The organism is Akkermansia muciniphila, from assembly GCF_040616545.1.
Lineage (GTDB): Bacteria > Verrucomicrobiota > Verrucomicrobiia > Verrucomicrobiales > Akkermansiaceae > Akkermansia > Akkermansia muciniphila_E.
The window spans coordinates 2,914,826-2,940,369 of record NZ_CP156688.1; the positions used below are offsets into that span (position 1 = coordinate 2,914,826).

20 protein-coding genes are annotated in these 25,544 nt (G+C 57.7%); 13 read left to right on the top strand and 7 right to left on the bottom strand.

Annotated elements, in window-relative coordinates; genetic code table 11:
• The first annotated feature begins 147 nt into the window (after positions 1-147).
• Positions 148-4,539 (top strand): DUF6288 domain-containing protein, encoded by a 4,392-nt coding sequence (locus tag ABGM91_RS11830; RefSeq protein WP_354832584.1) that lies wholly within the window; start codon positions 148-150, stop codon positions 4,537-4,539.
• A 218-nt stretch (positions 4,540-4,757) separates the two neighbouring features.
• Here the strand turns inward: ABGM91_RS11830 and nagZ are convergent, their stop codons facing one another.
• Positions 4,758-5,822: a beta-N-acetylhexosaminidase gene (gene nagZ / locus ABGM91_RS11835; protein ID WP_354832586.1), complete on the bottom strand. Its 1,065-nt coding sequence runs from the start codon at positions 5,820-5,822 to the stop codon at positions 4,758-4,760.
• A gap of 15 nt (positions 5,823-5,837) precedes the next feature.
• Positions 5,838-6,407, bottom strand: coding sequence for an orotate phosphoribosyltransferase (gene pyrE, locus ABGM91_RS11840; protein WP_290565280.1), 570 nt, complete (start codon positions 6,405-6,407; stop codon positions 5,838-5,840).
• A gap of 132 nt (positions 6,408-6,539) precedes the next feature.
• Here pyrE and ABGM91_RS11845 point away from each other — a divergent pair, with 132 nt between their 5' ends.
• The 8 genes from ABGM91_RS11845 to ABGM91_RS11880 all read left to right on the top strand — a co-directional run bounded on the left by ABGM91_RS11845 (position 6,540) and on the right by ABGM91_RS11880 (position 16,272).
• A complete protein-coding gene (locus ABGM91_RS11845; protein ID WP_354832588.1) occupies positions 6,540-7,187 on the top strand; it encodes a L,D-transpeptidase in 648 nt (215 codons plus the stop codon).
• Between the two features lie 214 nt (positions 7,188-7,401).
• The gene (locus ABGM91_RS11850) at positions 7,402-10,329 is read left to right on the top strand and encodes a hypothetical protein (protein WP_354832590.1); all 2,928 of its coding nucleotides are present in this window, start codon (positions 7,402-7,404) and stop codon (positions 10,327-10,329) included.
• Positions 10,330-10,343: 14 nt separating this feature from the next.
• Positions 10,344-11,453: a radical SAM family heme chaperone HemW gene (gene hemW / locus ABGM91_RS11855; protein ID WP_354832592.1), complete on the top strand. Its 1,110-nt coding sequence runs from the start codon at positions 10,344-10,346 to the stop codon at positions 11,451-11,453.
• Positions 11,454-11,577: 124 nt separating this feature from the next.
• The gene (locus ABGM91_RS11860; protein WP_354832594.1) at positions 11,578-12,396 is read left to right on the top strand and encodes a hypothetical protein; all 819 of its coding nucleotides are present in this window, start codon (positions 11,578-11,580) and stop codon (positions 12,394-12,396) included.
• 33 nt (positions 12,397-12,429) lie between these two features.
• Positions 12,430-14,016: a hypothetical protein gene (locus tag ABGM91_RS11865; RefSeq protein WP_354832596.1), complete on the top strand. Its 1,587-nt coding sequence runs from the start codon at positions 12,430-12,432 to the stop codon at positions 14,014-14,016.
• A 5-nt stretch (positions 14,017-14,021) separates the two neighbouring features.
• The gene (locus ABGM91_RS11870) at positions 14,022-14,639 is read left to right on the top strand and encodes a hypothetical protein (protein ID WP_354832598.1); all 618 of its coding nucleotides are present in this window, start codon (positions 14,022-14,024) and stop codon (positions 14,637-14,639) included.
• Positions 14,640-14,873: 234 nt separating this feature from the next.
• Positions 14,874-15,494 (top strand): hypothetical protein, encoded by a 621-nt coding sequence (locus tag ABGM91_RS11875; RefSeq protein ID WP_354832600.1) that lies wholly within the window; start codon positions 14,874-14,876, stop codon positions 15,492-15,494.
• Between the two features lie 448 nt (positions 15,495-15,942).
• The gene (locus tag ABGM91_RS11880; protein ID WP_286010595.1) at positions 15,943-16,272 is read left to right on the top strand and encodes an RNA-binding protein; all 330 of its coding nucleotides are present in this window, start codon (positions 15,943-15,945) and stop codon (positions 16,270-16,272) included.
• Between the two features lie 489 nt (positions 16,273-16,761).
• Here the strand turns inward: ABGM91_RS11880 and ABGM91_RS11885 are convergent, their stop codons facing one another.
• The 3 genes from ABGM91_RS11885 to serS form a co-directional block, all read right to left on the bottom strand.
• Entirely contained in the window at positions 16,762-17,262 is a 501-nt protein-coding gene (locus ABGM91_RS11885) for a GNAT family N-acetyltransferase (protein ID WP_290565273.1), read from the bottom strand.
• A 427-nt stretch (positions 17,263-17,689) separates the two neighbouring features.
• Entirely contained in the window at positions 17,690-18,472 is a 783-nt protein-coding gene (locus tag ABGM91_RS11890) for a hypothetical protein (RefSeq protein ID WP_354832602.1), read from the bottom strand.
• A gap of 37 nt (positions 18,473-18,509) precedes the next feature.
• The gene (gene serS, locus ABGM91_RS11895; RefSeq protein WP_354832604.1) at positions 18,510-19,790 is read right to left on the bottom strand and encodes a serine--tRNA ligase; all 1,281 of its coding nucleotides are present in this window, start codon (positions 19,788-19,790) and stop codon (positions 18,510-18,512) included.
• A gap of 284 nt (positions 19,791-20,074) precedes the next feature.
• Here serS and ABGM91_RS11900 point away from each other — a divergent pair, with 284 nt between their 5' ends.
• Entirely contained in the window at positions 20,075-21,181 is a 1,107-nt protein-coding gene (locus ABGM91_RS11900) for a zinc-binding dehydrogenase (RefSeq protein WP_354832606.1), read from the top strand.
• Positions 21,182-21,265: 84 nt separating this feature from the next.
• On the opposite strand, the gene ABGM91_RS11905 is transcribed toward ABGM91_RS11900, so the two are convergent.
• A complete protein-coding gene (locus ABGM91_RS11905) occupies positions 21,266-21,808 on the bottom strand; it encodes a hypothetical protein (protein ID WP_354832608.1) in 543 nt (180 codons plus the stop codon).
• 20 nt (positions 21,809-21,828) lie between these two features.
• On the bottom strand, positions 21,829-22,686 hold the full coding sequence (locus tag ABGM91_RS11910) for a carbon-nitrogen hydrolase (RefSeq protein WP_290565269.1): 858 nt from the start codon (positions 22,684-22,686) through the stop codon (positions 21,829-21,831).
• Between the two features lie 103 nt (positions 22,687-22,789).
• Between ABGM91_RS11910 and ABGM91_RS11915 the strand changes: the two genes are divergently transcribed.
• From ABGM91_RS11915 to pth, 3 genes are all read left to right on the top strand, one after another.
• Positions 22,790-23,794: an AAA family ATPase gene (locus tag ABGM91_RS11915; RefSeq protein WP_022397351.1), complete on the top strand. Its 1,005-nt coding sequence runs from the start codon at positions 22,790-22,792 to the stop codon at positions 23,792-23,794.
• A 40-nt stretch (positions 23,795-23,834) separates the two neighbouring features.
• Positions 23,835-24,737: a DUF58 domain-containing protein gene (locus tag ABGM91_RS11920; RefSeq protein WP_215428515.1), complete on the top strand. Its 903-nt coding sequence runs from the start codon at positions 23,835-23,837 to the stop codon at positions 24,735-24,737.
• 118 nt (positions 24,738-24,855) lie between these two features.
• Complete coding sequence (gene pth, locus ABGM91_RS11925; protein ID WP_354832611.1) at positions 24,856-25,431, top strand: aminoacyl-tRNA hydrolase; 576 nt, start codon at positions 24,856-24,858, stop codon at positions 25,429-25,431.
• Positions 25,432-25,544 lie beyond the last annotated feature (113 nt).

The window sequence follows — 25,544 nt, forward strand, 5'->3', positions numbered from 1 at the left end:
GCCTTGCTTGCACCACATAATCACCATGGTTTCAAGCAAATAATCATTTAATCGCGTCACACGCCGGGACTGAAAAACGGCTTTTTACATTGAAAGAGGCTTCCGGATATGGTAGTAAATAGCCGGATTATCAATTGCCTCGTGACCATGGAAACCACTCCCCCCCTGCCTTCCGGATTTAACATCAACGGCTATCTTATTCAGTCCCTGAAGCAGACGGATTCCCTCTGCCACGTTTACTACGCATCGGACGCCGGCCACGTTCAGTACCTGGTCCGCGAGTTCTGCCCGCAGGGCCTCGCCGTGCGCGACCCGGAAAGCGGAAAACTGCGCTATCCGGAAACCACGGACATTGAACGGGAAGTCCTCCCGCTGAAAAACGATTTTGAAGCCCAGTTCCGCACCGGCTCTCTGGGGGAAATCCCCGCCCTGGGCACCCTGTACCTGGTTTATGCCCTGCCCGGCGTCCATCCGGAGCAGCCCGCGGCCCCGGCTCCACCGGTGGAACCCCTCCAGCGCGACCAGAGAGCCCTGGCTACTCCCGGACCGTCGGCAGCTCCGGCACACTCCATCCCCCTTCCCCAGCCCCGGAAAAAGAAAAGCTCCGCCGGGCTATGGATTCTCCTCCTGATTCTTCTTGGAGCCGCCTACGGCCTTTACCATTACACGCAGACCCCGGCAGAAGAGCCTGCCGCTGCGCAGGAGGCCGCCAAGCCCCAGCACAAGAAGGAAAAGAAGGAAGCCCCCAAGGCGGAAAAGAAAGCTGCCCAGCCCGCCGTGGAGGCGGAAGACCCCTTTGAACAGGAAACCGCCGCCGCGGAAAACGGCGCACCCGCTGGAGAAGAACAGCCGGAAGAAACCCCGTCCGCGGATGCCCCTGCGGAGGAGACCGGGGACGATTCCGCCGTTTCAGCCGAAGAGCCTGCTCCGGAACCTGAAGAGGCCGCGGAAGATACCGAAACGCCCGCTGCGGAAGAACAACCGGTCCCCGCCGTTCCCGCCAAGCAAAAGGAAACTCCCTCCGCCGCCCCGGCGGCACACGCCGCCGCCAAACCGGCTCCCGCTGCGCGGCCCCGCGGAAAAGCCGTCAAGCAGACCACCAACATGGGGGACGTGAACGCCTACGTGAAGAAATTCGCCAAGGCCATGACCCTCAATCAATGGAGAAAGCAGTACGCCAACATGTACACCAGCTGGTTCGGCGGCAATGAAGAGGTAGCCAAAGGCTGGATCACCACCTTCGGCCCGCTGGGCTTCCGCGCCCGCGGACTGGACTCCTCCTGGCCGGACGCCAATTTCCGGAGCTTCGTCCCCAAGTCCCTTCAGGACCCCAACGGAGAACCGGTAGCCAACATGTACGTGGTCACCCAGGTGATTGAGGGCTCTCCCGCAGAAAAATACGTGAAGGAAGGTGACGTGATCCTGGGGATTGACGGCCAGCCCTTCAAGACGTCCCTCAGCCTGGACGTTCCCTACGGCCCCTACCAGCACCAGGACAGGCGCGGCCTGGACATGCACGCGGGCCTTCTGGTGGACAAGGCGGAAGGCGCCGGGAAAATCACCCTCAATGTCATCCCCGCGGAAAACGTGGAAAAAATCCAGGGCATCCCCCCGCTCTGGAAGGAAGTCTTCCGGGAGGAACGGGCCAGAAAGCCCATTGCCCTCTCCATTCCGGTAAAGGGCGGCCAGCAGCTCCGCCTCCATGTGGATGACGGAGGCAACGGCATCGGCAGTGACGGCTTTGAATGGTCGGACCTGAGGCTGGAAGGCTCCGGAGCGCCCATTCCGCTGACCAAACTCAAGCCGCTGCAATACAGCGTGGGTTACGGGGCGGCCAAGTACGACCCCGAACGCAAGGTGTGGCTGGCCCATGCCGTCTCTTCCCTGGTCTTTGACATCCCCAAGGGGGACTGGAAGCTGAAAGGCACCGGAACGCCCGGCGGCGCGGCTTCCGTAGGCGTCACGGTACAGGTGGGCGGCTCCTCCTCCCTGCCGGATGAAGTGAAAAAATACGTGAAAAACGTCACGTTCAAGATTCCCCAGCTGGGCACGTACGCGCCCGGTTTCCCCAAAAACTGCGCCAAAAGCAAGGCCGTGGTCCACATGATGAGCGAATGGCTGGCCGCCCAGCAGCGGGAGGACGGCTCCTGGGAGCGCCCGGGCGGCTATTGCGGCAACCATTATGATACGGGCTGGGCCGGACTGGCCCTGATGGCCACGGGCAACCCCAAGTATGACCCCGTCATCAAAAAAGCCGCGCAGTACATCGCCTTCTCCGGTTCCCAGTGCTGGTGGGCCGTCCCCCAGGCCTCCGCGGGCATCTTCCTGTGCGAATACTGGCTGCGCTACCGGGACAACTCCGTGCTTCCGGCCATCCGCAACGGCGTGCAGCGCATGAAGAATGAAGTCCTTTACGGGGACTTCGTCACCGGGCACGGCATCCACCCCGGCTACGCGGGCACGGGCGTCAGCATCGGCGGCTCCCACATGTGCCTGTTCCTGGCGCTGGCCAGCAAGACCCCGGCGCGCACGGAAGACGACGTGCTGGACAAGATGATGGACCACGCCCAGTCCATCTGCCCCACCGGCATGGGACCGTACGGCCGCATGACGGAAGCCTTCACCTTTGAACCCAACCGCGAATGCGGAGGCACCTACTCCGGCCGCCACGGTCCGTATTACATTGCCTCCCTCATCTGCGGAGGACCGGAACTGTACACCAAAAACAGCCGCATCATGTACGGGGAAGGCCCCATTGGCGGGTGCGACCAGGGCCACTCTTCCGAGACTCTCTCCATCATGTGGGCCCTTCCCGCCTACTGGCGCACCAGCCCGGAAGCGTACTACAAGAACATGGAGGCCTTCCGCTGGAAGCTGACGCTTCTGCGCCCGTTTGACGGCGGCATGATGCAAAACCCCAACCGCCTGGAACTGATGACGGCGGACCCCGTCATAGGCACCTACATCCGCACCAGCGTCTGGATCACGGCGCTGTGCGCGGAACGCCAGAACCTGGCGATCACGGGCAAGCCGGAATTCCAGGCAAAATCCTTCCGGAAGGTCCCACCCATTATTGACACGGAATCCCGCTTCCTGAATACCTACGTCCGCAACTGGTCCATGGTGAACGCGGCGCTGGGTGCCAAGGCGCCCGGTTCCCTGAAATCCGCCATCCGGGAACTGAAAAACGTTCCGGTGGAACAGGGCAGCCGCTTCAAGCTCATGAGCATCGTCAACTCCCGGGCCCTCCCCATCGCCAAGGCCATCATGGGCATCCCCGGTCTGGACCAGCTCACCAAGGCCACCTGTGCGGAAATGATCCTGGGCATGGACGTGCGCATCTTCTTTGAACCCAAGCGGAAGGATGACAAGCCCCAGCCGGGGGAATACTCCCTGAACGTGGACGTCCAGCAGCCGCTGGGAGGCCGCGCGCTGGGGCTCCAGCGTGACAAGGAGCTGGAGGGCAAGGCCAATTCCGCCTACAAGTACGACTTTGCCGGCACGGTGCAGTTCAGCGATACCACCACCTTCTCCCCCATGGAGACCATCTCCTGGACACCTGATTCCAAATTCGGCGGCCAGTGGAACGTATACTCCTACAAGAAGGAACTCAGCGGCCCCACCCAACCGGGCGTGCAGAAAATGAGCGCCAAAGTCAAATGGCGCGTGAATGACCTGGACGTGGAATATGACCGCCCCATAGCCGTGGGCGGCTTTGAAGTGGGCTGCGGTGAAAAAGCCCAACCGGTCACCAACTGCAACCACCTGTGGGTGCCGGGCATCCTGATCCGCGACCACGGCAACTGGGGATGCTCCTTCCACCTGCCGGACGGCACGTACATCTCCGCCGCCTCCCAGGGCAACCAGATTGAGGTGTATGATGAAACGGACAAGAAGAAGGAAAAAACCTGGGTTTCCCCGAACGACTCCTGCCTGACGCAGGGTTCCCGCTGCCTGTTCCGCGTTTCCACGGACTGGCACGGCCTGGAGTGCCGCGTGCGCGAACTCAAGCTGCTGGGGAGCGCCACGGAGGAAGTCACGGACTACAAGCTGAAAGCCTCCACCGGAGGCCATGTGGACACCGCCAAACTGCTGGACCGGGACGCCACCACCATTGAGGAGCTGGACGCCTCCACCACGGAGGACGATCCCCTGGTGCTGGAACTCACCCTGAAATCCCCCGCCTCCCTGCGTGCTGTGGACATCAAGATTGAAAAGGGCTACAACCGCCTTGTCATTGAAGCCAACAAGGGCGGCAAGTGGATTCCCATTCACTGGGGCTCCCTGGGAGCCGCCACGGCCGGCGTCAGTGATGCGCAGAAAGCCATGTACGCCAATGAGCCGGAAGTGCTGCGCATGCTCCAGCTTCCGGGCAACGGATTCATCAAGTGCATGAGGACGTTTGAACCCATTACCACCAACAGGCTGCGCGTCAAACTCTTCCAGAAGGGCGGGAAAGTCCGCCTGGCGGAACTGCACGTGTACAAGGCGGACACCGCCAAACCCGCCGTTTCCAAGCAAATGGCCGCGGCCAACTGAAGCAGCATCCCCTTCCCCTCCAGGCGCCGCCGCACCATAAGTGCGGCAGCGCCTTTTTCATGACTGGAAAACGCCAGGAGCACCACAGGACCACGCTGTTTCAATACAGAGAAGGCGAACGATATTCTTTCCTCTTAAATCAAAGGGCATCCCGTGGATGACCAGCCTTTCCAGTTCCGCATGGCATGCGGCGCTTCCGGCGTGTTTTCTCCGGGATTTCAGTACTTCTGCACGGGAGAAGAAGACAAACCGTTCTCCGCGCCGTCATCCGCCTGCCGGCACAGGGCCTCCGCACGGCGCAGGCAGGAATCCCACGGGGAGGCCTTTTCCGGGAATGGGAAGCACAGGGAGTCGCTCAGCTTCTCCACCCGTTTGGAGGAATCATCCCGGTCGTAGGCGTTCATATCCTCCAGGCGGGCAGCCAGGCTATCCAGCCACGGGAGGGGTTCATGGCAGATCAGGGGGAGGTCGCACCCGGCCTTGAGGGAAAGCAGGGCCGCTTCATCCGGAGCGTACTGCGCCGCAATGGCTCCCATGCACAGGTCATCCGTAAACACCACGCCCCTGAAGCCCAGCCGGTCCCTCAGAAGCCCCCTGATCACCCGTTCGGAAAGGGTGGCCGGGTAATCCGGATCAATCTGCGGCAGCATGATATGGGCGGACATGATGGCGGGCAGCTCCGGACACAGCGCCAGGAAAGGCAGCAGGTCCGTCTCAAACAACTCCCGTTCATTCAGGTCAACCACGGGAAGACTGAAATGGGGGTCCGCCTGGGCGCGTCCCATGCCGGGAAAATGCTTGCCGCAGCTCTCCACGCCTCCCCGGCGCAGATTGGCGGAATAAACGCCTCCGCGTGAAATCACGTCCTGGGCATTGTCTCCCCAGCAGCGGCCCGGCAGCGCGTTGGAGGCGGCAGGATCATGGCAGATATCCAGCACCGGGGCAAAGTTCAGATTCACCCCCAGGCAGCGGAGCGCCAGGGCCGTCACGGCGCCCAGCTCCACAATGCCGTTAAAACCGCTCCGCCGCGCCAGGGACGCCGGGGAAGGAAGATTCAGGCCGAGGGCTGCGGTGCGCACCACACGGCCGCCCTCCTGGTCAATGGCAATGACGGGATGGTGGCGGCAAAGTTTCCGCAGCGTTTCCGTCAGCTTCCGCACCTGCTCCACGGAAGCCACGTTCCGGGAGAACAGGATGAAGCCGGCCGGCTGCAAACGCAGGATGGCCGCCTCCTCTTCCGCGCCCACTTCATGGCCGCTAATGCCGATCAGGGCGGGGAGCATGAACGGAAAAAAAGATTACTTGCCCAGAAGGGACGTCCGGGTATACAGGGTATACACGGGAATGCCGCGTTCCTCAATCGCCTGGCGGCCGCCTTCCTCACGGTCCAGCAGCACCAGGGCGGCGGCAACCCTGCCCCCTTCCGCCTCAATGGCGTCAATCGCCTTCAGGGTGGAACCGCCCGTGGTAATAACGTCGTCCACGACGATGACGGTATCTCCCGCCTGGAAATTGCCCTCAATGCGCCGGCCGCGGCCATGGTCCTTCGGCTCCTTGCGCACGGTGAACACCTGGAGCTTCTTTCCAGCCCCCTCCAGGGCGCTCGTCATGCCGACGGCCAGGGAGATGGGGTCGGCCCCCATGGTCATGCCGCCGATGGCCGCAACCTCCGGAAAACGGGGAAGAATCTCCTCCTGAACCAGCTTCCACCCCAGCGCGCCCACCAGCGTGGCCCCCACGGGGTCCAGGGCGGTCATGCGGCAGTCCACATACAGGTCGGAAACCTTGCCGGAGGCCAGCGTGAAAGTTCCCGTGCGCACGGATTTTTCCAGAAGAATGCTTTTCAGAAGGTCGTATTGTTCACTCATGAAGATAGGAATGGATGAAATGGCTCCGCCGTGTATAACAGATGCCCCCGGAATAAGCAACGGATAACAGCATGCAAATCTTGACAAAAAGGCGGCGAGGCTCCATAACCTGCCTGTCATTCCCCCGTTCCCATGAAATCCGGCATACTGGCATTAGCTTCTATCAGTTCCATTCTCGTTTCCTGCAATCCGTACGGAAGGCCCCCGCTCTTTGATAAAATAGCCGGGAAAATCCAGGGCGCGTCCGGGCAGGACAGCTACCTGTCCGGTGTGGGAACCACCTCCGGGGTCAACACGGAGCTTCCGCCGGAAGCCCGCCTGGGCCAGGGATACTGGGACCTGCCGGCGGGCACTCAGGGGGAAAAGCACATCATCATTGACCTCAAGCAGCAGAAAGTCTTTTACTACGTAGACGCCACGCTGGTGGGCGTATCCCCCATGTCCTCCGGCAAGGAAGGCTATGGTACCCCCAGGGGCACCTACAAGATCATCCAGAAGGACGCCAACTACAAATCCGGCACTTACGGCGTCCTGCGCAGCAGGGCCACCGGAGCCGTGGTGAACGGGGACTATAACGCCCGGTCCAGCGGCCCGCCCGCGGGAACGTATTTTGACCCGGCTCCCATGCCCTACTGGATGCGGATTACGGGCGGCTACGGCATGCATGTGGGCTTCGTCACCGGGTACCCGGTCAGCCACGGTTGCGTGCGCCTGCCGGCGGACATGGCCAAGACATTCTTTGAACACACCCCCCTGGGCACCAAGGTCACCATCCGGTAGCCCTTCCCTGCGGCTCCTTCTGCCGCAAAGATGAAAAAAGCCCCTGCCAGCTTCTGTAACACGGAGCGTCCCCCCTCACTGCCCCCGGTGCGTCATGGCACACCGGGGGCATTCCGTTTCATCCGGCGGCTTATGGCACACCTTCCGCACTCCGGAATTGACAAGCGGTTCCGGATCTTTTTAAATACATGAGTCTTTGATCTTTTGATTCGTCATGACAACCCCTCAAACCCCAGCCCTCCCGTCCCACTTCAACATAGGCGGCTATAGAATCACGGCGCTTGTAGAAAGCGGTCCGGATTATAATCTGTACCAGGCCCTTTCCCCGGAAGGACAGGCCGTGCTGGTGCGTGAATTCTTCCCCCAGGGCCTTGTCACCCGTGACCTGGCCAGCGGGGAACTTTCCCCCGTTCCGGGAAATGAAGCTCAATTCTCCCAGGAGCAGGAAGCCTTTGAAGCCCGGTACTCCGCCAATGCGGAAGGCAAGATGAGGGGCTTCGGAACCGTACTTTTCCTCTACCCGCTGGCACAGCCGCAGGTTCAGGCTGCGGCACAGCCCCAGCCGGCCGTAGCGCACGCCCAGGCCCTGCGCCCGGCCAAAAAACCGCAGCAGCCCCAGCTCCGGAAGCCCGTGGCCGGCCCGATCGCACCCGGCGCGCCGCTGCCCAAGTTAAAACGTTCCGGCGGCTTCCCCGTCATCACGGTCATCGTCACGGGAATGCTCGCCCTCTTCGGCTTCCTGGGCTACCAGATACTCAAGGACAAAAAGGAACCCGTCGCCAAAACCGTCGCTCCTCCGGTAGTGGCTCCCCCCAAGCCCAAACCCAAGCCCGTTGCGCCCAAGCCGGAACCCGTGGTGGTTGCCCCGGAACCGGAACCCATCGTCGTGGCGCCTGAGCCGGAACCTGAGCCTGAGCCGGAACCGGTCGCGCCCGATCTTTCCCCCTCCCCGCAAGTCATCGCCATGGAAAAGGCGCTGCGGGAGGAAGCCATGGCCTCCAAGGGCAAATTCTCTGAAAAGCTTCTGGCTAAATATCCCCTTTATGCGGAAGCCTACGTGCGCGACTACGTGAAAAAGCGCGGCGGCACCTTCTCCCCGGACTTTGAAAAATGGCTGAAAAACACGAAAAACAACCGTGAAGTCTTCGCCATGTTCTTCCCGCCGGACCCCAGCGTCGCCACCAACGTGGCCTTCATGATTGACGAACTGGGCCTGGAAACAACGGAAAAATACAACCAGCTCGTTCTGGCCTTTGCGGTGGGGCGCCGTGAATTCGGCATGGGCGCGTTCGACCTTACCCAGCAGGGCCGCTACATTGACGCCCTGGGCAAACTGAACGGCCTGAGGTCCTCCGGCGCCATGCCTCCGCCTGCGGACCTGTACTGCGCCGGAAAGCCTCCCGTGAACTGGTACGGGAACGCTCCGCGCACGGTGGATGAAGAATGCTACAAGAAGGTGGAAGCCTACCTGGACCGCAAGAAAATCACGCCCAAGCAGGCCTGGATCAACAAATACCCCACCGTCTCGGAAATCGGGGACACCGCCATCACGGAAGGCAACCTGGCCGGCTTCCTGCATGAATACCTGTACCGCCACGGCCAGCTGAGACGCAAGAGGGACCCGTTCCCCACCCCGGTGGAATTCTTCACCTACCTGGTGGACAAATATGAAAACTGCGGCAAGCTGCGGGACGTGGACCGCAAGCGCGTGGAATGGACCGGCGTCTCCCTGGAAGGGACGCCCTGGCCGGCCATGATGGCCCTTTCCGAAACGCGCCCCCTGCGGGAATGCGACAGCGTATGGGAGCGCTACATGGGCCAGCGCGGCCCCACGCGCCTGTGGCTGTACGGCCCCTACCGCATGGATGACGACAAGGAGCCGCCCATCCTCTTCAGCTTTGACCCGGACCCGGAATGGTCCCGCGAGTCCAATGAACGCAAGCTCCATGAAGGCGGCGTATGCGGCACCATGTCCCTCATCTCCCGCAACTCCCAGATTGCCCGCGGCATTCCCGCCGCTCCGGCCGGGCAGCCCGGCCACGGCAACCTGATGACCACCAACTTCAACGGCAACGGCTGCTGGCTGAGCGTAGGCCAGAGCGTGGACACGCTGAAAGCCACCACGGGATTCTGGTACTTCCGGGACTCCAAGGCGCCGCGCACCGGCAACGCGGAATACCAGTCCGGACTGGCCCTGTCCATGAACATCGACTACGAGAAATTCATCGACAGCCGCTTTGCCATGAACATCTACAAGCTGGCGGGCGCGGGCTCCTCCACGGAAGAAGCGGAAGACGCTTCCGCCGCCCTCCCCAGGGAATTCACCCAGACCGCCATGAGAACCGTTCTCAAGGCCAACCCGTTCTATACGGAAGCCTGGTACACCCTCTTCAAGCAATCACCCCAGGACCTCATGGGGGCCACCAAGATGGTGGATGAAGTACGGGAAGCCCTCCCGGACGGCATGGGCATCAGAAAACTCTGGAAAACGCGCAAATACGTTTCCTCCGTAGGCCGCGGGGACAAGAACGGCAAGGAAATGCTGGCCAACCACGCCAAGGAATACGTCAACGTGCTCTGCTCCGTGATTCTGGAAAACGCCCTGAAGCAGGAACATGACTACAAGACCTTCCAGTGGGCGGACCTCATGTCCTGGCTCAAGTCCGAGTCCAAGCGCAACTCCTACCCGGAGCCGCAGGCCGCCTACCAGATAGCCTATGCCAAGGCCCAGGGCACGGACCGGCTCAAGAGGACCGTGGACAGGGGTTTCAAGAAAGCCGTCAACTTCTACCGGGATGAAAACAACGCCCTGAACGCGCCCAAGGACGTTGACCAGGAGGAAATGTCCTTCTCCCTGGACGCCCTGTGCCTGGCCCTGCCCAAGGACGAACTGCTGCCCTGGATGAAGAACATGGTGGACTCCTGCCCGGACGGTTTCAGGTACAAGCCCAAGAACAAGAAGGAAACGAAGATCCACCCCTTCTACAGCGCCCTGACGAAGAACTACATGTCCCTGGCTGACGGCACGGAAAAATCCCGCGTCAAGAAGGAGATGAAAGACTCTTCCGCCAGGATTCTGGAACTCTCCCAGAAAAAGAAGGGAGAGGGGGAAGAAAACTCCGGACGCCGCCGGAGACGCTGATCCCCTCCGCCCCCGTGCACCTTTACGTTCACATCCCCTTCTGCCACCGCATCTGCCCGTACTGCGCCTTCTTCAAGCACACGCCGGCCTCCACGGACATGAAACTCTTCATCCGTGCGCTGGCGCGGGAGGCGGAATCCCGCGCCGCGGCCCTGTCCATGGACCGCGGGGGGGAAACGGCCACGCTCTACTTTGGCGGCGGAACGCCCTCCATGCTCTCGGATACCCATCTGGGGCGCCTCATGGAAACCCTGGACCGCCTGGTTCCCGTGGACAGGCTGGACGAATTCTCCTTTGAGGCCAACCCAGCCACCTTTACGGAAAAGAAGGTGCGCTTCTGGCGCAGCCTGGGCATGAACCGGGTCTCCCTGGGCGTTCAATCCCTGGACGCCCGCATCCTGCACCTGCTGGGGCGGGAGCACACGCCGGAACAGGCCCTCCATTCCGTGGAAATGCTGAAAAACGCAGGCATGCCCCAGGTCAACATGGACCTCATGTTCGCCATTCCGGGGCAGACGCTCTCCACCTGGGAAGCCACCCTGCGGGAAGCCGTCCGCGCCGGAACGGACCACGTCTCCGCTTACAACCTCACCTATGAGGAAGACACGGAATTCTTCCGGAGCCTGCTCCGCGGAGAAAAGCGGCAGGAGCCGGACGAAGACGCGGCCTACTTTGAACTGGCGGAAACCATACTGGAAGCGGCGGGCATGCGCCATTATGAAACCTCCAACTACGCCCGGGAAGGCTGCCGCTCCCCCCACAACATGGCTTACTGGAAAGGAGAGGACTACGTGGGCATAGGCCCCGGCGCGGTCAGCACCATCAACGGCGTGCGGTACTCCAACACGCGGGATACGGACGCCTACATGCACAGCACGCTGGAGACCGGCCTACCCCTCTCCGACCAGGAGCCCGTCACCGCGGAAGACTACCGCCTGGAACGCATCGCCCTGATGCTCCGGACGGATGAAGGGCTTCCGCTGAAATACATCCTTCCGGAATCCCTTCCCCTGCTGGAACAATACAGGGAACTGGATTTGGCGGACATTTCCCCGGAACAACGGCTCATCCTGAAAGGCCGCGGCCGCCTGCTGGTGGACGCCATTGCCGCGGAGCTGTGCTGATTGGCGTTATTTTTCCAACTTAATATCAATAAGTTGGAAATAAATTAAGAAATGCTTGAAATTGATTTCTTGACATTTTCCATTTTTTATCGCCCATTATACCATAAATAGACAGATATGTTCCATGCATCCGCTATTCAACATTTACCCTGTTTCTTTTCTGGCAGGACTTGTCTTCCTGTTGCAGGCCCCCTTTAACCACGCATGGGGAAACAAGCCTCCGGCATCAGCCCAGGAACCCCAAACCTTCATCCTGCCCCTTTACCTGAAATCCGCACCTCTTTCTGAAAAAAGGCAGGTCTTCCGGAAATCCCTATCCGCCTTTCCTTTTGCTGAAAAGAACCCGAGAATCCATCATTTTGTACGGGAATATCCGGCATTGGCCTTTGACGAAGGCGTATCTCTTTTCGTTCAGCGGACTGCCATGGGACAAACACCCGGTGATGTTTGCGCCCGTCTCAATGAATTGACCGCCCTGATGCGGCATAGGAATATGCAATCAAGGCAGCGCCGCTCCTGTCTTACGGGATTTTTGGAAAACGCCTTTCTCCGGACGTACTCTTCCCGGTACTCCCCCATGGATATGGAAGCTTTATCGCTTTGCGCCCTGATGGAACTGGAAATGGAGGAAGGATGTCCGCCAAGCCTCCGGAGCCGCATCTTAAAAATTTGGGAAAGCGCGGCAATATCCATGGAAAAAGGAACCGGCCTGCAAAGAAAACTGGCGGCTCTTTTATTTATAAGGACACTGCGGTACGGAAAAGAAGATCCTTATTTAATGGCCCGTTGCGGATATCGGTTAGCCAATCTTTATATACGCATGAAAGAACCGCAAAAAGCCCGGTGGGCGGCATCCTTTATTCCGCCTATCCGGGGCATGGAAGGTTCCCGTGCCTTAATTCAGAAATGGACAACACCCGCTTCCAACAAAAAAAAATCGTAAAAAATAACCTCATTCAACCTGCCTGATCATCATATGGACAAAGCATTAATCTCCCGATGTTTTTTTCAAATGCCTGTTTTGCTTGCAGTTGCCGGCATTGCTGCACTCTCTGTCCTCCACGCAAAAGGACAACAAGTTTATGAAGGGAAGACAACAATGGAAGCTTCCCTGTCTCCGGTTGAAGTGGTAGCCAATCTTTCCCAGCTTGCAGATAAATTGAAACAATGCTGCGCCGGAGAACTGAAAATTCCCAATACGACGGAAGTAACCGACCCCAAATCACCCTCCACGATTTCATATAACGGGAAAATTTCCCTCAAGGATTTTAAGGATGAACGTATTTCCCAACCTACAACAGTTGCCTGGCTTTCCCTGATTTCCGATGACGGCTGCGACATCACTTATACTACGGAACAAGGTGAAAAAACAGACTGGCTGAAGGAACATGGACAAGGACATGACATTTCCAAAGGCCGCCGGGACTGTCCGCATGTCCTGAAAGCGGGATCTTATCAATTCCAGATCAAATACTCGCAAACCTATTACAATCCAAAACCGGGCACAAGTGACTTGGACGGCATCAGCCTTGTAGTTGCTCCCATTGTCGTTGATGTGTGCATAGGAGAAAAAACGGTTCCCGCCCGCAAAAGCCACCTCTTTTTAGAGAAAAAAACCCAGCTCCGGCTTGCTATTAATAAAACTTACCTGGCGAATGGCCCTTCCGAAGATTCCGGAGGCATCCCCATCAAATGGGAAGCTCAAGCTTACTCCAAATGCCCTCAGCGATTTAATGGAGTCATTCTGGCACGCAACCATACGTTCCAACCCAACAATGGCGCCTGGAAACCCATCGGCAAAGGACCGTGCATCACCTATACTCCGACAGAAGTAGAACTAATCCGTGTGATAATTGGTGACAAAATCTTTTACTATGAAGGAATTCCCAATCGCCTGGGGGAAGTTTACTGGGCCATCCGTCCTTGTCAGGGCCTGCCCATGGCAAACCATCATTTTCTGTTATTTGTTCCTGACGACCCGGAAAAATTAAATCTCCCAAACCCCGGACTTGCCGACTGCAACGCCATCCCAAAAATGAAAATCATCACTATCGGAGGAGATGCAGGAGCGGAAATCAAATACCAAAAAAAGCTCAAAATCATCCCAGCTGCCGGGACCGTTTATTATAAGTGGATTTATGAATCCCTATCTCCCCCATTTGCTCAAGCAGGTATAGCCAGCAAATATATTGATTGCTTAACTAACATGGTTTACCATAAAAACGACAATCCTGATATAGCGGCTGTTGAAAACTGGTTCAAAAACCAGCATGACAAAAAATTTACAAATTTCACAAATATCATAGCTATTCAGAACAAGGAACTATTTCAAAAAGTTCTTCATTTTTCACAAAGTTATAATGAGCAGGAACGATATCTAACCAATCCACCAACTAACCGAAATCCAGAAAGTACAGAAAATGGATCAAATTGTGCTTCCTTAGTTTCTTCTATTTTACAATATAGTGGAGCAACTTGGGAACAGGTACTTGAAGCAGCTGACACAAACGGCATTGATGTTGGAGAACGCCGTCTTATCCCTATTAAACGTTTCAACCCCTAATTTCCATGACACAATCAACCACCATAGCATTCTTATCGTCGGCTTTTATATATTTCTCAGTTTGCCAGGGAGATATTTGTCAAATCAATGGTCTGAGTCCAGAAGATTTGAAAAATCTCTCTTATGATCCTCCAGGGAATGAATTGCTTTCTGAGGCACAAGATAAAAAAGCATGGCAGACATTCGTTGAAACCTATGAAGCGCCTGTAGGCAAAGTACAGGATTGGTATAATTCCATTAGGGACAAAGATTCTGCTGATGCTGCAGCCGATGCGTTCAAGATAGATGTCCTGCCAATTCTTAAAAAGCTGACGGGACGTTCTGCTGATATAAAGAAACAAGTCCTTGCTATTCCAGCTTCTTCTGAAATGCAAAAACTCATTCTTTCACGTATCCTCACATTGCAGAGCCGCTTGCTAGTAATTTTTCTTCCTATGCAAGACAGTAAAAAGTCAAGTTCCGATGCTTGTTATCATGGCAGCGAAAAACTCTTTGACATATTTCTAGGTCTAACGTCAACAACAGCCATGGACATTTCAAAATTTATTGAAACTCAAAATGAAGACCAGGAAAGCATTGAAGCAGCTTTCAAAGAACCATGGACAGAGACATCATCTTCTTAAAAAGCAGTTTACAGAGAAATTGCGTTGATCTCTATTAAATTTCCATCCTTTTTTTATTCTTCCCTCAATTAAGTTCCACTTACCATGTATTAATAGTGTTTCTTTGCCTCACCTGCGTGCTCTCATCCAGGAACCGCCACAAATCAATAACTTAGCCATTGCACAGAGAAAAGTTGCACAGAATAAATGTTTATTCCCCTTCATTCAGGAACCCTGTCATGCTTCCATAATCTGATGATCTTGGAATACTCCATCATTCTCACATTTGCATCTTCCCTCTTTATTTATTATTCAGCGTGCTATGGGGACACCTGCCAAATCAATGGACTGGAACCGGAAGTCTTGAAAAGACTTTCTTATAATCCGCCCGGCAAGGAATTGCTCTTCAACGAACAGAATCAAAAAGCGTGGCAGACATTCGTTGAAACCTATGAAACACCTGTAGGCAAGGTACAGAATTGGTATAATTCCATCGTGGATAAAAATTCCGCGGACGCGGCGGCAAAATCTTTTTCTACGGAAGTTTCCCCTATCCTTAAAAAACTTACAGGACCCACTTCCGACATGAAAAAGCAGGTTCTGTCTATCCCTGCATCACCGGAAATGCAGAAATTTATTCTTTTGCGCATTCTCCAGCTTCAAAGCCGCCTTCTGGTTATTTTCCTTCCCATGCAGAATGAAAGGAAAATGGATGGCCACACCTGTTACCGGGGCAGCAATCTTCTTTTCGATACTATTCTGGAACCTACAGCCCAATCAGCCCAGGACGTTGCCAAATTCATTGATTCCCGGTATGAATCCCAAGAACACATAGAGGCTTCATTCAAAGAGCCCTGGTCCGCACCCGCCGAATAAACTTATTAACTATGTACCTGTTCCACACTTTATTCAGCGCAGAATGTGAAAAACACTGGCGGTTCTATTTTGGCAGATAGGGAGCCTCCGCTAGGATATGCTGCCGGAATCCGGCCTTGCCGGACCATTACCGGGAACTGGTTCTGGCGGATGTCTCCCCGCCTGAAGGGCCGCGGCCACCTGCTGGTGGACGCCATTGCCGCGGAACTGTGCTGACGGAGGGAGTTTTTCCCCTGTAAAAAACCGCACACCCGCGGAATTCATGAAAAGCTGTCATGGAAATATTCAGCCCGGGCAATATTATTCTTGGCTTTTTATGATTCGGAGACTACTCTTTTTACAGACAACGGTGTCTGCGTATTCAGATTTTGCCTTCTAATCCCGGCTCTTCGGGAATGCATTAAAGAACAATCAGATCACTTTGTCTTTTGATCATATGAACACAAAAATGTACGTAGGGAATTTGTCCTTCGATGCCACCGAACAGGACCTGAGGGATTTGTTTGGTTCCCATGGCGAAGTGACTGAAGTATTCATTCCGACCGACCGTGAATCCGGAAGGCCCAGGGGTTTCGCATTCGTAACCATGGAATCCGCGGATGCCATGAACAATGCTATTGAGGCCCTGAACGGCAATGAATATCAGGGACGCGCCCTGGTTGTCAATGAAGCCAAGCCCCAGTCAAACACGGGCGGCGGTTTCCGCGGCAACGGTGGCGGCGGCTATGGCGGCGGCGGCAGACGCGACAATAACGGCTACGGCCGTAATCGCCGCTAAAAAACGGAAATTGAGGGAAAGGCATTTGCCTCTCCCTCATCACCACACTTCCAGTAAGGCCCGGTGCTTCATGCTCCTGGCCTTATTATTTTTTATTGCCCATATTAGCCAACACAAGGTAGCAAATAGCTGCACTGGCAGACGCCGCAAACCCGCACGGGAGGGCATTTTTTCAAATCCCGCGAATAAAGCGGCATGAGCTGTAACAGCGTGTTTTCGTAAAGTTGGCACTACAAGCTGTCCCGTGTCCGGACCTGCTTACAGCCCTGGCGGACTGCACCTTTCCCCGAAGCAGTAAAAAGCGGCGGAATATTCACAAGGTAACGCAAGCGGCCGTCGCCAGGTGGATGGGGCGACTCTTTCAACAAAGCAGGTTTTACAGGTTTTCGCGAAGACAAGAAAATGGAAAACCTCAATTAAGAAGGACCCAAGGGGGAACACGCATTATGGCAAAAAGGCGTACCTGACCAGTCGGACAATGAAACTTTGTCAGAATGATTTATCATATGCTAATTTTCCACTGCCCTGAAACATAATCGTTCCGCAGTTTTCAAAACCATTCTTTTTCAAGATATGCTGCATGCGCTCATTCGGGAAATCAGTGTCTACCCGAATCGTTCTGACACCATTTTGAATGCACAATTTTTCAATCAGTTTGAATGCTGTTCCCGTTAGGCCCATTCCCCTGAAGCCCTTGTCAAATGCCATCCGATGAATAACTGCATATGGACCTTCCGTTCTCCATTTTCCTTGAATATTCCGATACGCCGGTTCCCCATCAAAGTCTATACACATATATCCGGCAATTACGCCGTTTATCTTCATGACATATCCCTTGTTACTCTTTATATCATTGCGGATGGTATCCTCATTGGGGTAATCATCCGTCCACTGAACAAAGCCCTGCTCCCTCTGGAACTCTCTCCCCATGCGAATCATGTGATTACACATGTTACAATCTTCCAACTGTGCTACTTCAAGCGTATTCATATTCATCCTGCCTTTCAAATTTTGAGCGAGTCCGCTTTCTCCGCCAAAGGCGGACTAACACACAACTGATCCATTACCTTTCCTTCTAATAGTAGCGTGTGGAAATGTCAAACGACTCATGGTGTTTCATAGCTTCATGGCACTGTGCATAACCCTGTTTGCCCACTTGGACTCCATTCTGCCCTTTTCAAATTGCACCGTACACCACATAAATACTGATTTCACGGGTTTTCCGGCCGGGAAAGGATCCTATCGCCACTAAACATTTACTATTTTTATAGATGCGCCGCGGCATGTATTTCTTCCAGGACCTCCTGCTGTATGGGCGGCGGCCATCCCCCGGCGCCGTTCAAAGGATAAAGCCTCCAAGCCAGGCCACAGCATCCCGGAAGGCAGTTTTTCCACCAGCGGGGCTTCCCCTCCGCTCCTAATCTATCCGGAACTGGCGCGCCATCTTTTTCAGCCACCAGTCCCGGTGCCGCATTTCATCCCTGCTACGTTCCAGTTCCCGGAGCTCGCTTCCGCGCAGGCCGCCCCTCATGTACCGCTCATCCAGCTTGCGCGCTTCCGCGCGCGTATCCTTCCGCAGGGCCTTGTAAAACTGAGCTCCGGTCACCAGGCCGGTGGCGGCCCCGCCCTGGCCCACCAGGTTCATGTAAAGCTTTCTCAGCCTGTTGTAGTCCTCCACCACCCGGTTGTATTTCAGCGCGGCATACTGGTAGCGCTCCTTCCAGTCCTCCGGACCGGGATTCACCAGGCGTTCTTCCACGGAGCCGGGTTCCGGCACGGGAGCCGGGGGGGCCTGCCCGCCGGAGGGCAGAGGCGTGAGAGGGGGAGGCTGGGGAACGGGGCGGCGGCTTGCTTTGGGAATGCCGCTGCCCGTCATGGACAGGGGGGAGCGTTCCGTCAGCAGGCTGTCCATGCGCACCTGTTCCAGCGTTTCCAGCAGATGGGCGCGCTCCTTTTGCAGGGAGGCATTGGAATCACGCTCTTCTGAAAGAGATTTCTTCAGCTTCCCCATGCTGCCGGACATTTCAGAATAGACCAGCGCGTACGCCCCCACGCACCCCAGCAGAAAGCCAAGGCCCAGCATGACGCCCCTTTCCCGCCAGGGCCCGGGACTGCGTTCCGGAGCCGGTTCCGGAACGTCCGGCTCCGGCTCATCATGGGAAGCAGTCAGGTAATGTTCCAGGGGTCCCTCGTCAGGCATGGGCTTGATTCAGAGTTGGGACGTGAAAAACGCCGGTTCAGGCCTGTTCCGGGCGGATGCTGTCCGCGCCGAAGTACGGCACAAGCGCTTCCGGAATGCGGATGGAGCCGTCCGGCTGCTGGCAGGATTCCAGCAGGGCCACGTACAGGCGCGGCAGAGCCGTGCCGGAACCGTTCAGCGTGTGGCAGAACTGGTTTTTGCCGTCCGCGTCCTTGTAACGCAGGCGCATGCGGCGCGCCTGGTAGTCCGTAAAGCAGGAGCAGGAGGAAACCTCCAGATACTGCCCCTGGCCCGGCGCCCATACTTCAATGTCGTACGTTTTGGCGGAGGAAAAGCCGAGGTCGCCCGTGCAGAGTTCAATCACGCGGTAGTGAAGCCCCAGCTTCTGGAGGATGGATTCCGCATGGCTACGGAGCACTTCCAGCTCCCGGAAGGAGTCTTCCGGCTTCAGGATCTGCACCAGCTCCACCTTGTCAAACTGGTGGATGCGGATCATGCCGCGGTTGACGCGCCCGGCGCTCCCGGCTTCCCGGCGGAAGCAGGGCGTGTACGCCGCCATCTTGACGGGCAGCTCGCTTTCCTGCAGAATGGTGTCCCTGTACAGGTTGGTCACGGGCACTTCCGCCGTGGGAATCAGGAACATCTGCTGGTCTTCCGTGCCGTACATGTCTTCCTCAAACTTGGGAAGCTGTCCGGTGCCTTCCATGCACTCCCGCTTGACCACAAAGGGAACGCCCACTTCCTGATAGCCGTTTTCCACGGTCTGCGTGTTCAGCAGGAAGTTGATCAGGGCGCGTTCCAGGCGGGCGCCCGCGCCGCGGTACACTACAAAACCGGAGCCCGTGATCCGCGCGCCGTCTTCAAAGGAAATCATGCCCAGGTTCGCGGCCAGCTCCACATGGTCCTTCGGGTTTTCAATGGCGGGCTTTTCGCCCCACAGCTTGATTTCCGGATTGGCCGTTTCATCCGCGCCCACGGGGCATTCCAGGTGCGGCAGGTTGGGAATGTTCATCAGCAGGGAGGTAAGCTGGGCGGCATTTTCCTCCGCCATGCGGTCCAGTTCCCGGATGCGGTCGCCGATCTCGCGCACGCGCGCTTCAATGGAGGAAGTGTCCTCCCCTTTTTTCTTGAGCATGCCGATCTGCTTGGAGGTGGCATTCCGCTCGGACTGCAACGCCTGCTTTTCCGTCTCGGCATTGCGGCGCGCTTCATCACACGCCAGAACGTCATCAACAAGCTTCCACGCGTCCCCGCTGCGGGGCTTCAGGCGCGCTTTCACTTCTTCCGGATTTTCTCGTATTACACGGATATCAAGCATAACGCGCACAGCTTGCACTCCATCCCTCCGCCACGCAAGCCAAATGAACGGACTTTCATGGAAAAACTTCACATGCAATAACCTGCCTTGCGCTCCGGCGCGGCGCGGTTTTCCTGAGGAGAAGGGGAAGGGACATCCTGCGGATTTGCCGCATGGCATGCGGAGCTCCTGACGGTCTTTTAGTGACCGTACGGCAATGCTTTTCCGTTTCCAGCAAGTTAATTCACCTCCATTCTCATTTGTTCTTGAAGAGTCCGAACGCCACAGGGTAGTGTAGCCACACTATGCAACAGACCGCACGCGCCGCTGTCCTGACAGCGCCCAAGACATTTGAAATCCGTGAGTACCCCATTCCCTCCATCGGGGATGATGAAATGCTGATCAAGGTGGAAGCCTGCGGCGTTTGCGGCACGGACGGCCATGAGTATAACCGGGACCCCTTCGGCCTCTGCCCCGTGGTGCTGGGCCATGAAGGCACCGGGGAGATCGTCGCCATGGGCAGGAATATCACGAAGGATACGGCGGGCAATCCCCTGGCCCTGGGGGACAAGATCGTGACCTGCATCATCCCCTGCGGCACCTGTGACGCCTGCCTGAATACGCCCGCCCGCACCAACCTGTGCGAGAACGTGGGTGTGTACGGCCTGATGCCTGACGACGACGTGCATTTGAACGGCTACTTCGGGGAGTACCTTGTCATCCGCAAGGGTTCCACGTTCTTCAATGTTTCCGGCATGACGCTGGACCAGCGCATTCTGGTGGAACCCGCCGCCGTGGTGGTCCATTCCCTGGAACGCGCCAAGTCCACCGGACTGCTGAAGTTCAATTCCGTGGTGCTCGTGCAAGGCTGCGGCCCCATCGGCCTACTCCAGATCGCCACGCTGCGCACGCTGGGCATTGAAACCATCATCGCCGTGGACGGCAATGATTCCCGCCTGGAACTGGCTAAGGAAATGGGCGCCACACGCACCTATAATTTCACCCATTACGCGGACTTGGACGGCCTCCTTGACGCCGTGAAGAAGGACAACGGCGGCCGCCTAGCGGATTTCGTCTTCCAGTGCACGGGCGTGGGCAAGGCCGGAGCGAACGCCTGGAAGTTCGTGAAGCGCGGCGGCGGCCTGTGTGAAGTGGGCTTTTTCATGGACGGCGGAGAGAGCGTCATCAACCACCATTACGACCTCTGCAACAAGGAGGTGACCGCCGTAGGCTCCTGGGTGTATTCCCCGCAGGATTACCCCACCACGTTCGATTTCCTGAAGCGCGCGTACGGCATCGGCCTGCCCCTGACCAAGCTGATTTCCCACCGCTTCAAGCTGGATGAAATCACGGAAGCCCTGGAAACCAACGTCCAGATGAAGGGCATCAAGATTGCCGTCATCTGCGACTAAGCGGAAGCAATTCCCTGTTCTTTTTACACCGCCGTTTCTCCGGGAACGGCGGTTTTTTTTGCGCCATTTTCTCCAGTGGTGACGTCACTTATCCGGTTCAGGCCACAGGTCCTCCCAGTCCAAAAAACGCCCCGTGTTGGGAGGGATAGCCATGATAGCCGCGACTTTTCTCTTCAACTGCGCCAATGCCGCAGGGGCAAGAACCATGGGCTCGCTCACTTTAAGGTACAGCCCCTCCCGGTACACCTGCCTCTCCAGCGTCAAATATTCCGTGATGCCTCCGCCGGAATCCAGGGCGGCGTCAATGACGAAATGCAGCAGGAAGCCGGACTCCCGGAGGTAAAAATCGAATTCATAAATCCAGGAAAAAGAGCAATTTTCATCATCATCATCATCATCATCATCGTCGCTCACCTCCCTGCGGGGGACGCCGGAATCATACAGACGGTTCAGCTCCTGCAGGAGGGACAGGATGTGTTCACGCCTCAGCACGGTCACCTGGCATCCCTGCTCTCCCAGCATGCCATGCAGGCAGTCGATGACCAGTTCACCGCACTGCGTTTTCATGGCAAGGAGCACTTCCCGGGCCTGCTCCCATTGCCGCTCCATGTTTTCCCCGGAATACATGATCTAGGTGTACTACAGCTTCACTTCCCCCACCGTTCCGTGATGCCGCCGTAGGAGTCAATGCGGCGGTCGCGGAAGAAGGGCCAGATGCGGCGGTGGTCTTCCAGGGCGTCCAGGTCCAGGTCCGCGTACAGGATGGCTTCATCACTGACGGGGGCTTTCGCCACAATCTGCCCGTAGTAGTCTGCCACGAAGGACTGCCCCCAGAATTCGCTTTCCCCTTCCGTCCCCACGCGGTTGACGGCGCAGACGTAGCAGCCGTTGGCCACGGCGTGGCCGCGCTGCACGGTTTCCCACGCGCAGTGCTGCTGTTCCCCCAGCAGGGGCTTTTCCTCCGGCAGCCAGCCGATGGCCGTGGGGTAAAAGATGATTTCCGCCCCCTGCATGGCCGTCAGGCGCGCGGCTTCCGGGTACCATTGGTCCCAGCAGATGAGCACGCCGATGCGGCCGAATCTGGTGTCAAACGCCTTGTAGCCCAGGTCGCCGGGGGTGAAGTAGAATTTTTCCTCAAAGCCGGGGTCCTGCGGTATGTGCATCTTGCGGTACATGCCCAGGAACGTTCCGTCCGCGTCCACTACCCACGCGGTGTTGTGGTACAGCCCGGTGGCGCGCTTTTCAAAGCCGGAGGCCACGATCACCACGCCCAGCTCCGCGGCCAGCTTGCAGTGGGCTTCCGTCAATTCTCCGGGGATGGGTTCCGCCAGGTTGAATAGGTCGCATTCCTCCGTCCTGCAAAAGTATTCCGTGGTAAAGAGTTCCTGCGTGCAGACGATCTGCGCGCCGTTGGCGGCGGCTTCACGGATGGCGGCTTCCGTCTTTTCCTTGTTCACGGAGGGCCGGGCGTCTGCGGACAGTTGAATGAGTGCGATTTTCGGCATGCCCCTTCCTTACCCCGTTTCCCCTCCCATTCCAAGCAGGGAAAATGAATGCGACGCAATTATTTGGTGGAAAAGGGCCTGAAAAGTGCTATGAACTTATAATATGGAACCCACCACCCCCTCTCTGCCCGACGACGACGTGGCCGCCATTGACCGGCTCGGCGCCATTTACAAGGAGCTTTCCGCGGAATTGAGCAAGATCATCATCGGCCAGCAGCGTGTCGTGGAGCTGTTGAGCATCGCCCTGTTCTCCCGCGGGCACGCGCTTCTGATGGGCGTTCCCGGCCTGGCGAAGACGCTGCTGATCAGCTCCGTGGCAAAGACGCTGGACCTCAGTTTCAACCGCATCCAGTTCACGCCTGACCTGATGCCCGCGGACATCACCGGGACGGACATTATCCAGGATGATTCCGCCGGAGGAAAACGCCAGTTTGAGTTCATCAAGGGCCCCGTGTTCGCCAACATCGTGCTGGCGGACGAAATCAACCGCGCGCCCGCCAAGACCCAGTCCGCCCTGCTGGAAGCCATGCAGGAGCGCCGCGTCACCGTGATGGGCCGCACCTTTACCCTGCTGCCCCCCTTCTTCGTGCTGGCCACCCAGAACCCCATTGAGCAGGAAGGCACGTATCCCCTGCCGGAAGCCCAGCTTGACCGCTTCATGTTCCTGATTGAAGTGGATTACCCCACGGAGGAGGAGGAAATGCGCATTGCCCGGGAAACCACCGGGAACCGCAGCGAGGAACTCAAGCACGTCCTCTCCGGGGAGGAGATTATCTTTTACCAGGACCTGGTGCGCCGCGTGCCCGTCCCGGAACATATTTACGAGTACGCCGTGAAGCTGGTGCGCGCCACCCGCCCTTCCCTGGAGACCTCCCCGGAATGGGTGAAGCAGTACGTGGCCTGGGGCGCAGGTCCGCGCGCCGTGCAGTTCCTGATCCTGGGGGCCAAGACGCGCGCCGCCCTCCAGGGCAGCTACATCGTCCGCAAGGAGGATATTGACGCCATTGTGGAGCCCGTGCTGATGCACCGCGTGGTCACCAACTTTGCCGCGGAGTCCCAGGGCATCACGCCCCGCAAGGCCGTGGCGCGCCTGGCGGCGGAAGTCTGACCGCCCCCGCGTCATCCACCCCCCTTTTCCCTGCCCTCCCATGAAGTACCTGAACCATGACCTGCTCAGCCGCCTGGGGAACCTTCCCCTGGAGGCGCGCCACAGCATGACGGGGAACGTCTCCGGCCGCCACCGGAGCGCCAACCGCGGCTCCTCCGTGGAGTTTGCGGAGTACCGCAAGTACGTTTCCGGGGACGATACGCGCCGCCTGGACTGGAAGGCGTACGCCCGGTCGGACAGGTATTACATCAAGGAGTTTGAGGCGGATACCAACCTGCGCGCCTACATCGTCATGGACCTTTCCGGCTCCATGAATTACCACCCGGAGCAGGTGGAGTCCAAGTATATGCGCGCGTGCAGGCTGGCGGCCAACCTGGCTTACATCGCCATCCGCCAGGGGGACGCCGTGGGGCTGAGCTTTTCCCGGCAGACGAAGGACGGCGCCACGCTGCACATTCCGGCCTCCCGCCGCCCCGCCCACCTGAACGTGCTCATCAGCCAGATGGATACGCATTACCCCAAGGGGGAAACCGTGCTGGCGGAGACCCTGCATGAACTGGCGGAGCGCGTCAGCCGCCGCGCCCTGGTGCTGATTTTTTCCGACCTGTTCACGGATACGGAGGAGCTCAAGAACGCCCTCCGGCACCTCCACTTCCGCAAGCATGACGTGGCCGTGTTCCATCTGGTGGACCAGCTGGAGATTGATTTTGACTTTGACCGCCCCATCCGCTTTGTGGACATGGAGGGCGGCGGCTCCCTGATTACGGAGCCGGACCTGATCGCGGACGAGTACCGCTCCATCGTGGCCAATTACCTGGAAGAGACGCGCCGCATCTGCACGGACATTAACGCGGATTACCGCCTGATCAGGACCGGAGACGCCCTGGAGGACGTACTGACCGGGTTCCTGATGGGCAGGCAGAAGAAGAAAGCGGGGAGATAACCTCCCGGCTGTCTCACGGAACGGTTGATCCTTCCGCGGAACGGGTGCAGGATTCCAGCGCGCTTTCCGCAGCCGGAAATGCGGCGGCTTTCATTCCTTTTTTCCCATTTTTCATCTCGTGGACGCACCCGTTAAAATGATCGTGGGCCTGGGCAATCCGGGCAGGACTTATGAGGACACCCGCCATAACGCGGGCTTCATGGTGCTGGACCGCCTGGCCGCCCGGTGGGGCTGCGCGTTCAAGGCGGACAAGCAGCGCAAGTGCGAGCTGGCGGCAGGCCCCGGCGTCCTGCTGGTGAAGCCGTCCACCTTCATGAATGAATCCGGCCTGTGCGTAGGGCCCATGATGCGCTTTTTCAAGCTGGACCCGCGCAGCGTGTTCGTCATCCATGATGAGGTGGATTTTCCGCTGGGCGTCATGAAACTGCGGGAAAAGGGCTCCGCCGGAGGCCACAACGGCCTCAAGTCGCTCATCGCCCACATGGGCACCCAGGAATTCCCGCGCCTGCGCTTCGGCATCGGCCTGCCGCGCGGCAAGGGGGAGATGATCGGCCACGTGCTGGGCAAATTCCGCCCGGAGGAGCGCGAGCTTCTGGACGTGATGCTGGGCAAGGCCACGGACGCCGTGCTGTACACCATGGAGCACGGCCTCACCAGGGCCGGCAACATCTTTAACGCCGTACAGGACCAGTAGGCGGCCCGGAGCGTTCCGGGAGGCTCCACGGGCGCATGCCTTCTTTTTTCTCTCGCCGGCAGTGTACGGTATTGCTAAACAAACGGGAATACGTTAGGATTTCCGCACGTTTT

What these genes read in the sequence shown, in the direction of transcription:
- ABGM91_RS11865 (WP_354832596.1), top strand. Translation starts at nt 12,430, where the DNA reads ATGGACAAAGCATTAATCTCCCGATGTTTTTTTCAAATGCCTGTTTTG.
- ABGM91_RS11860 (WP_354832594.1), top strand. Translation starts at nt 11,578, where the DNA reads ATGCATCCGCTATTCAACATTTACCCTGTTTCTTTTCTGGCAGGACTT.
- ABGM91_RS11845 (WP_354832588.1), top strand. Translation starts at nt 6,540, where the DNA reads ATGAAATCCGGCATACTGGCATTAGCTTCTATCAGTTCCATTCTCGTT.
- nagZ (WP_354832586.1), bottom strand. Translation starts at nt 5,822, where the DNA reads ATGCTCCCCGCCCTGATCGGCATTAGCGGCCATGAAGTGGGCGCGGAA.
- ABGM91_RS11850 (WP_354832590.1), top strand. Translation starts at nt 7,402, where the DNA reads ATGACAACCCCTCAAACCCCAGCCCTCCCGTCCCACTTCAACATAGGC.
- ABGM91_RS11900 (WP_354832606.1), top strand. Translation starts at nt 20,075, where the DNA reads ATGCAACAGACCGCACGCGCCGCTGTCCTGACAGCGCCCAAGACATTT.
- ABGM91_RS11905 (WP_354832608.1), bottom strand. Translation starts at nt 21,808, where the DNA reads ATGTATTCCGGGGAAAACATGGAGCGGCAATGGGAGCAGGCCCGGGAA.
- ABGM91_RS11890 (WP_354832602.1), bottom strand. Translation starts at nt 18,472, where the DNA reads ATGCCTGACGAGGGACCCCTGGAACATTACCTGACTGCTTCCCATGAT.
- pyrE (WP_290565280.1), bottom strand. Translation starts at nt 6,407, where the DNA reads ATGAGTGAACAATACGACCTTCTGAAAAGCATTCTTCTGGAAAAATCC.
- ABGM91_RS11915 (WP_022397351.1), top strand. Translation starts at nt 22,790, where the DNA reads ATGGAACCCACCACCCCCTCTCTGCCCGACGACGACGTGGCCGCCATT.
- ABGM91_RS11870 (WP_354832598.1), top strand. Translation starts at nt 14,022, where the DNA reads ATGACACAATCAACCACCATAGCATTCTTATCGTCGGCTTTTATATAT.
- ABGM91_RS11830 (WP_354832584.1), top strand. Translation starts at nt 148, where the DNA reads ATGGAAACCACTCCCCCCCTGCCTTCCGGATTTAACATCAACGGCTAT.
- ABGM91_RS11880 (WP_286010595.1), top strand. Translation starts at nt 15,943, where the DNA reads ATGTACGTAGGGAATTTGTCCTTCGATGCCACCGAACAGGACCTGAGG.
- ABGM91_RS11920 (WP_215428515.1), top strand. Translation starts at nt 23,835, where the DNA reads ATGAAGTACCTGAACCATGACCTGCTCAGCCGCCTGGGGAACCTTCCC.
- ABGM91_RS11875 (WP_354832600.1), top strand. Translation starts at nt 14,874, where the DNA reads ATGATCTTGGAATACTCCATCATTCTCACATTTGCATCTTCCCTCTTT.
- ABGM91_RS11885 (WP_290565273.1), bottom strand. Translation starts at nt 17,262, where the DNA reads ATGAATACGCTTGAAGTAGCACAGTTGGAAGATTGTAACATGTGTAAT.
- serS (WP_354832604.1), bottom strand. Translation starts at nt 19,790, where the DNA reads ATGCTTGATATCCGTGTAATACGAGAAAATCCGGAAGAAGTGAAAGCG.
- ABGM91_RS11910 (WP_290565269.1), bottom strand. Translation starts at nt 22,686, where the DNA reads ATGCCGAAAATCGCACTCATTCAACTGTCCGCAGACGCCCGGCCCTCC.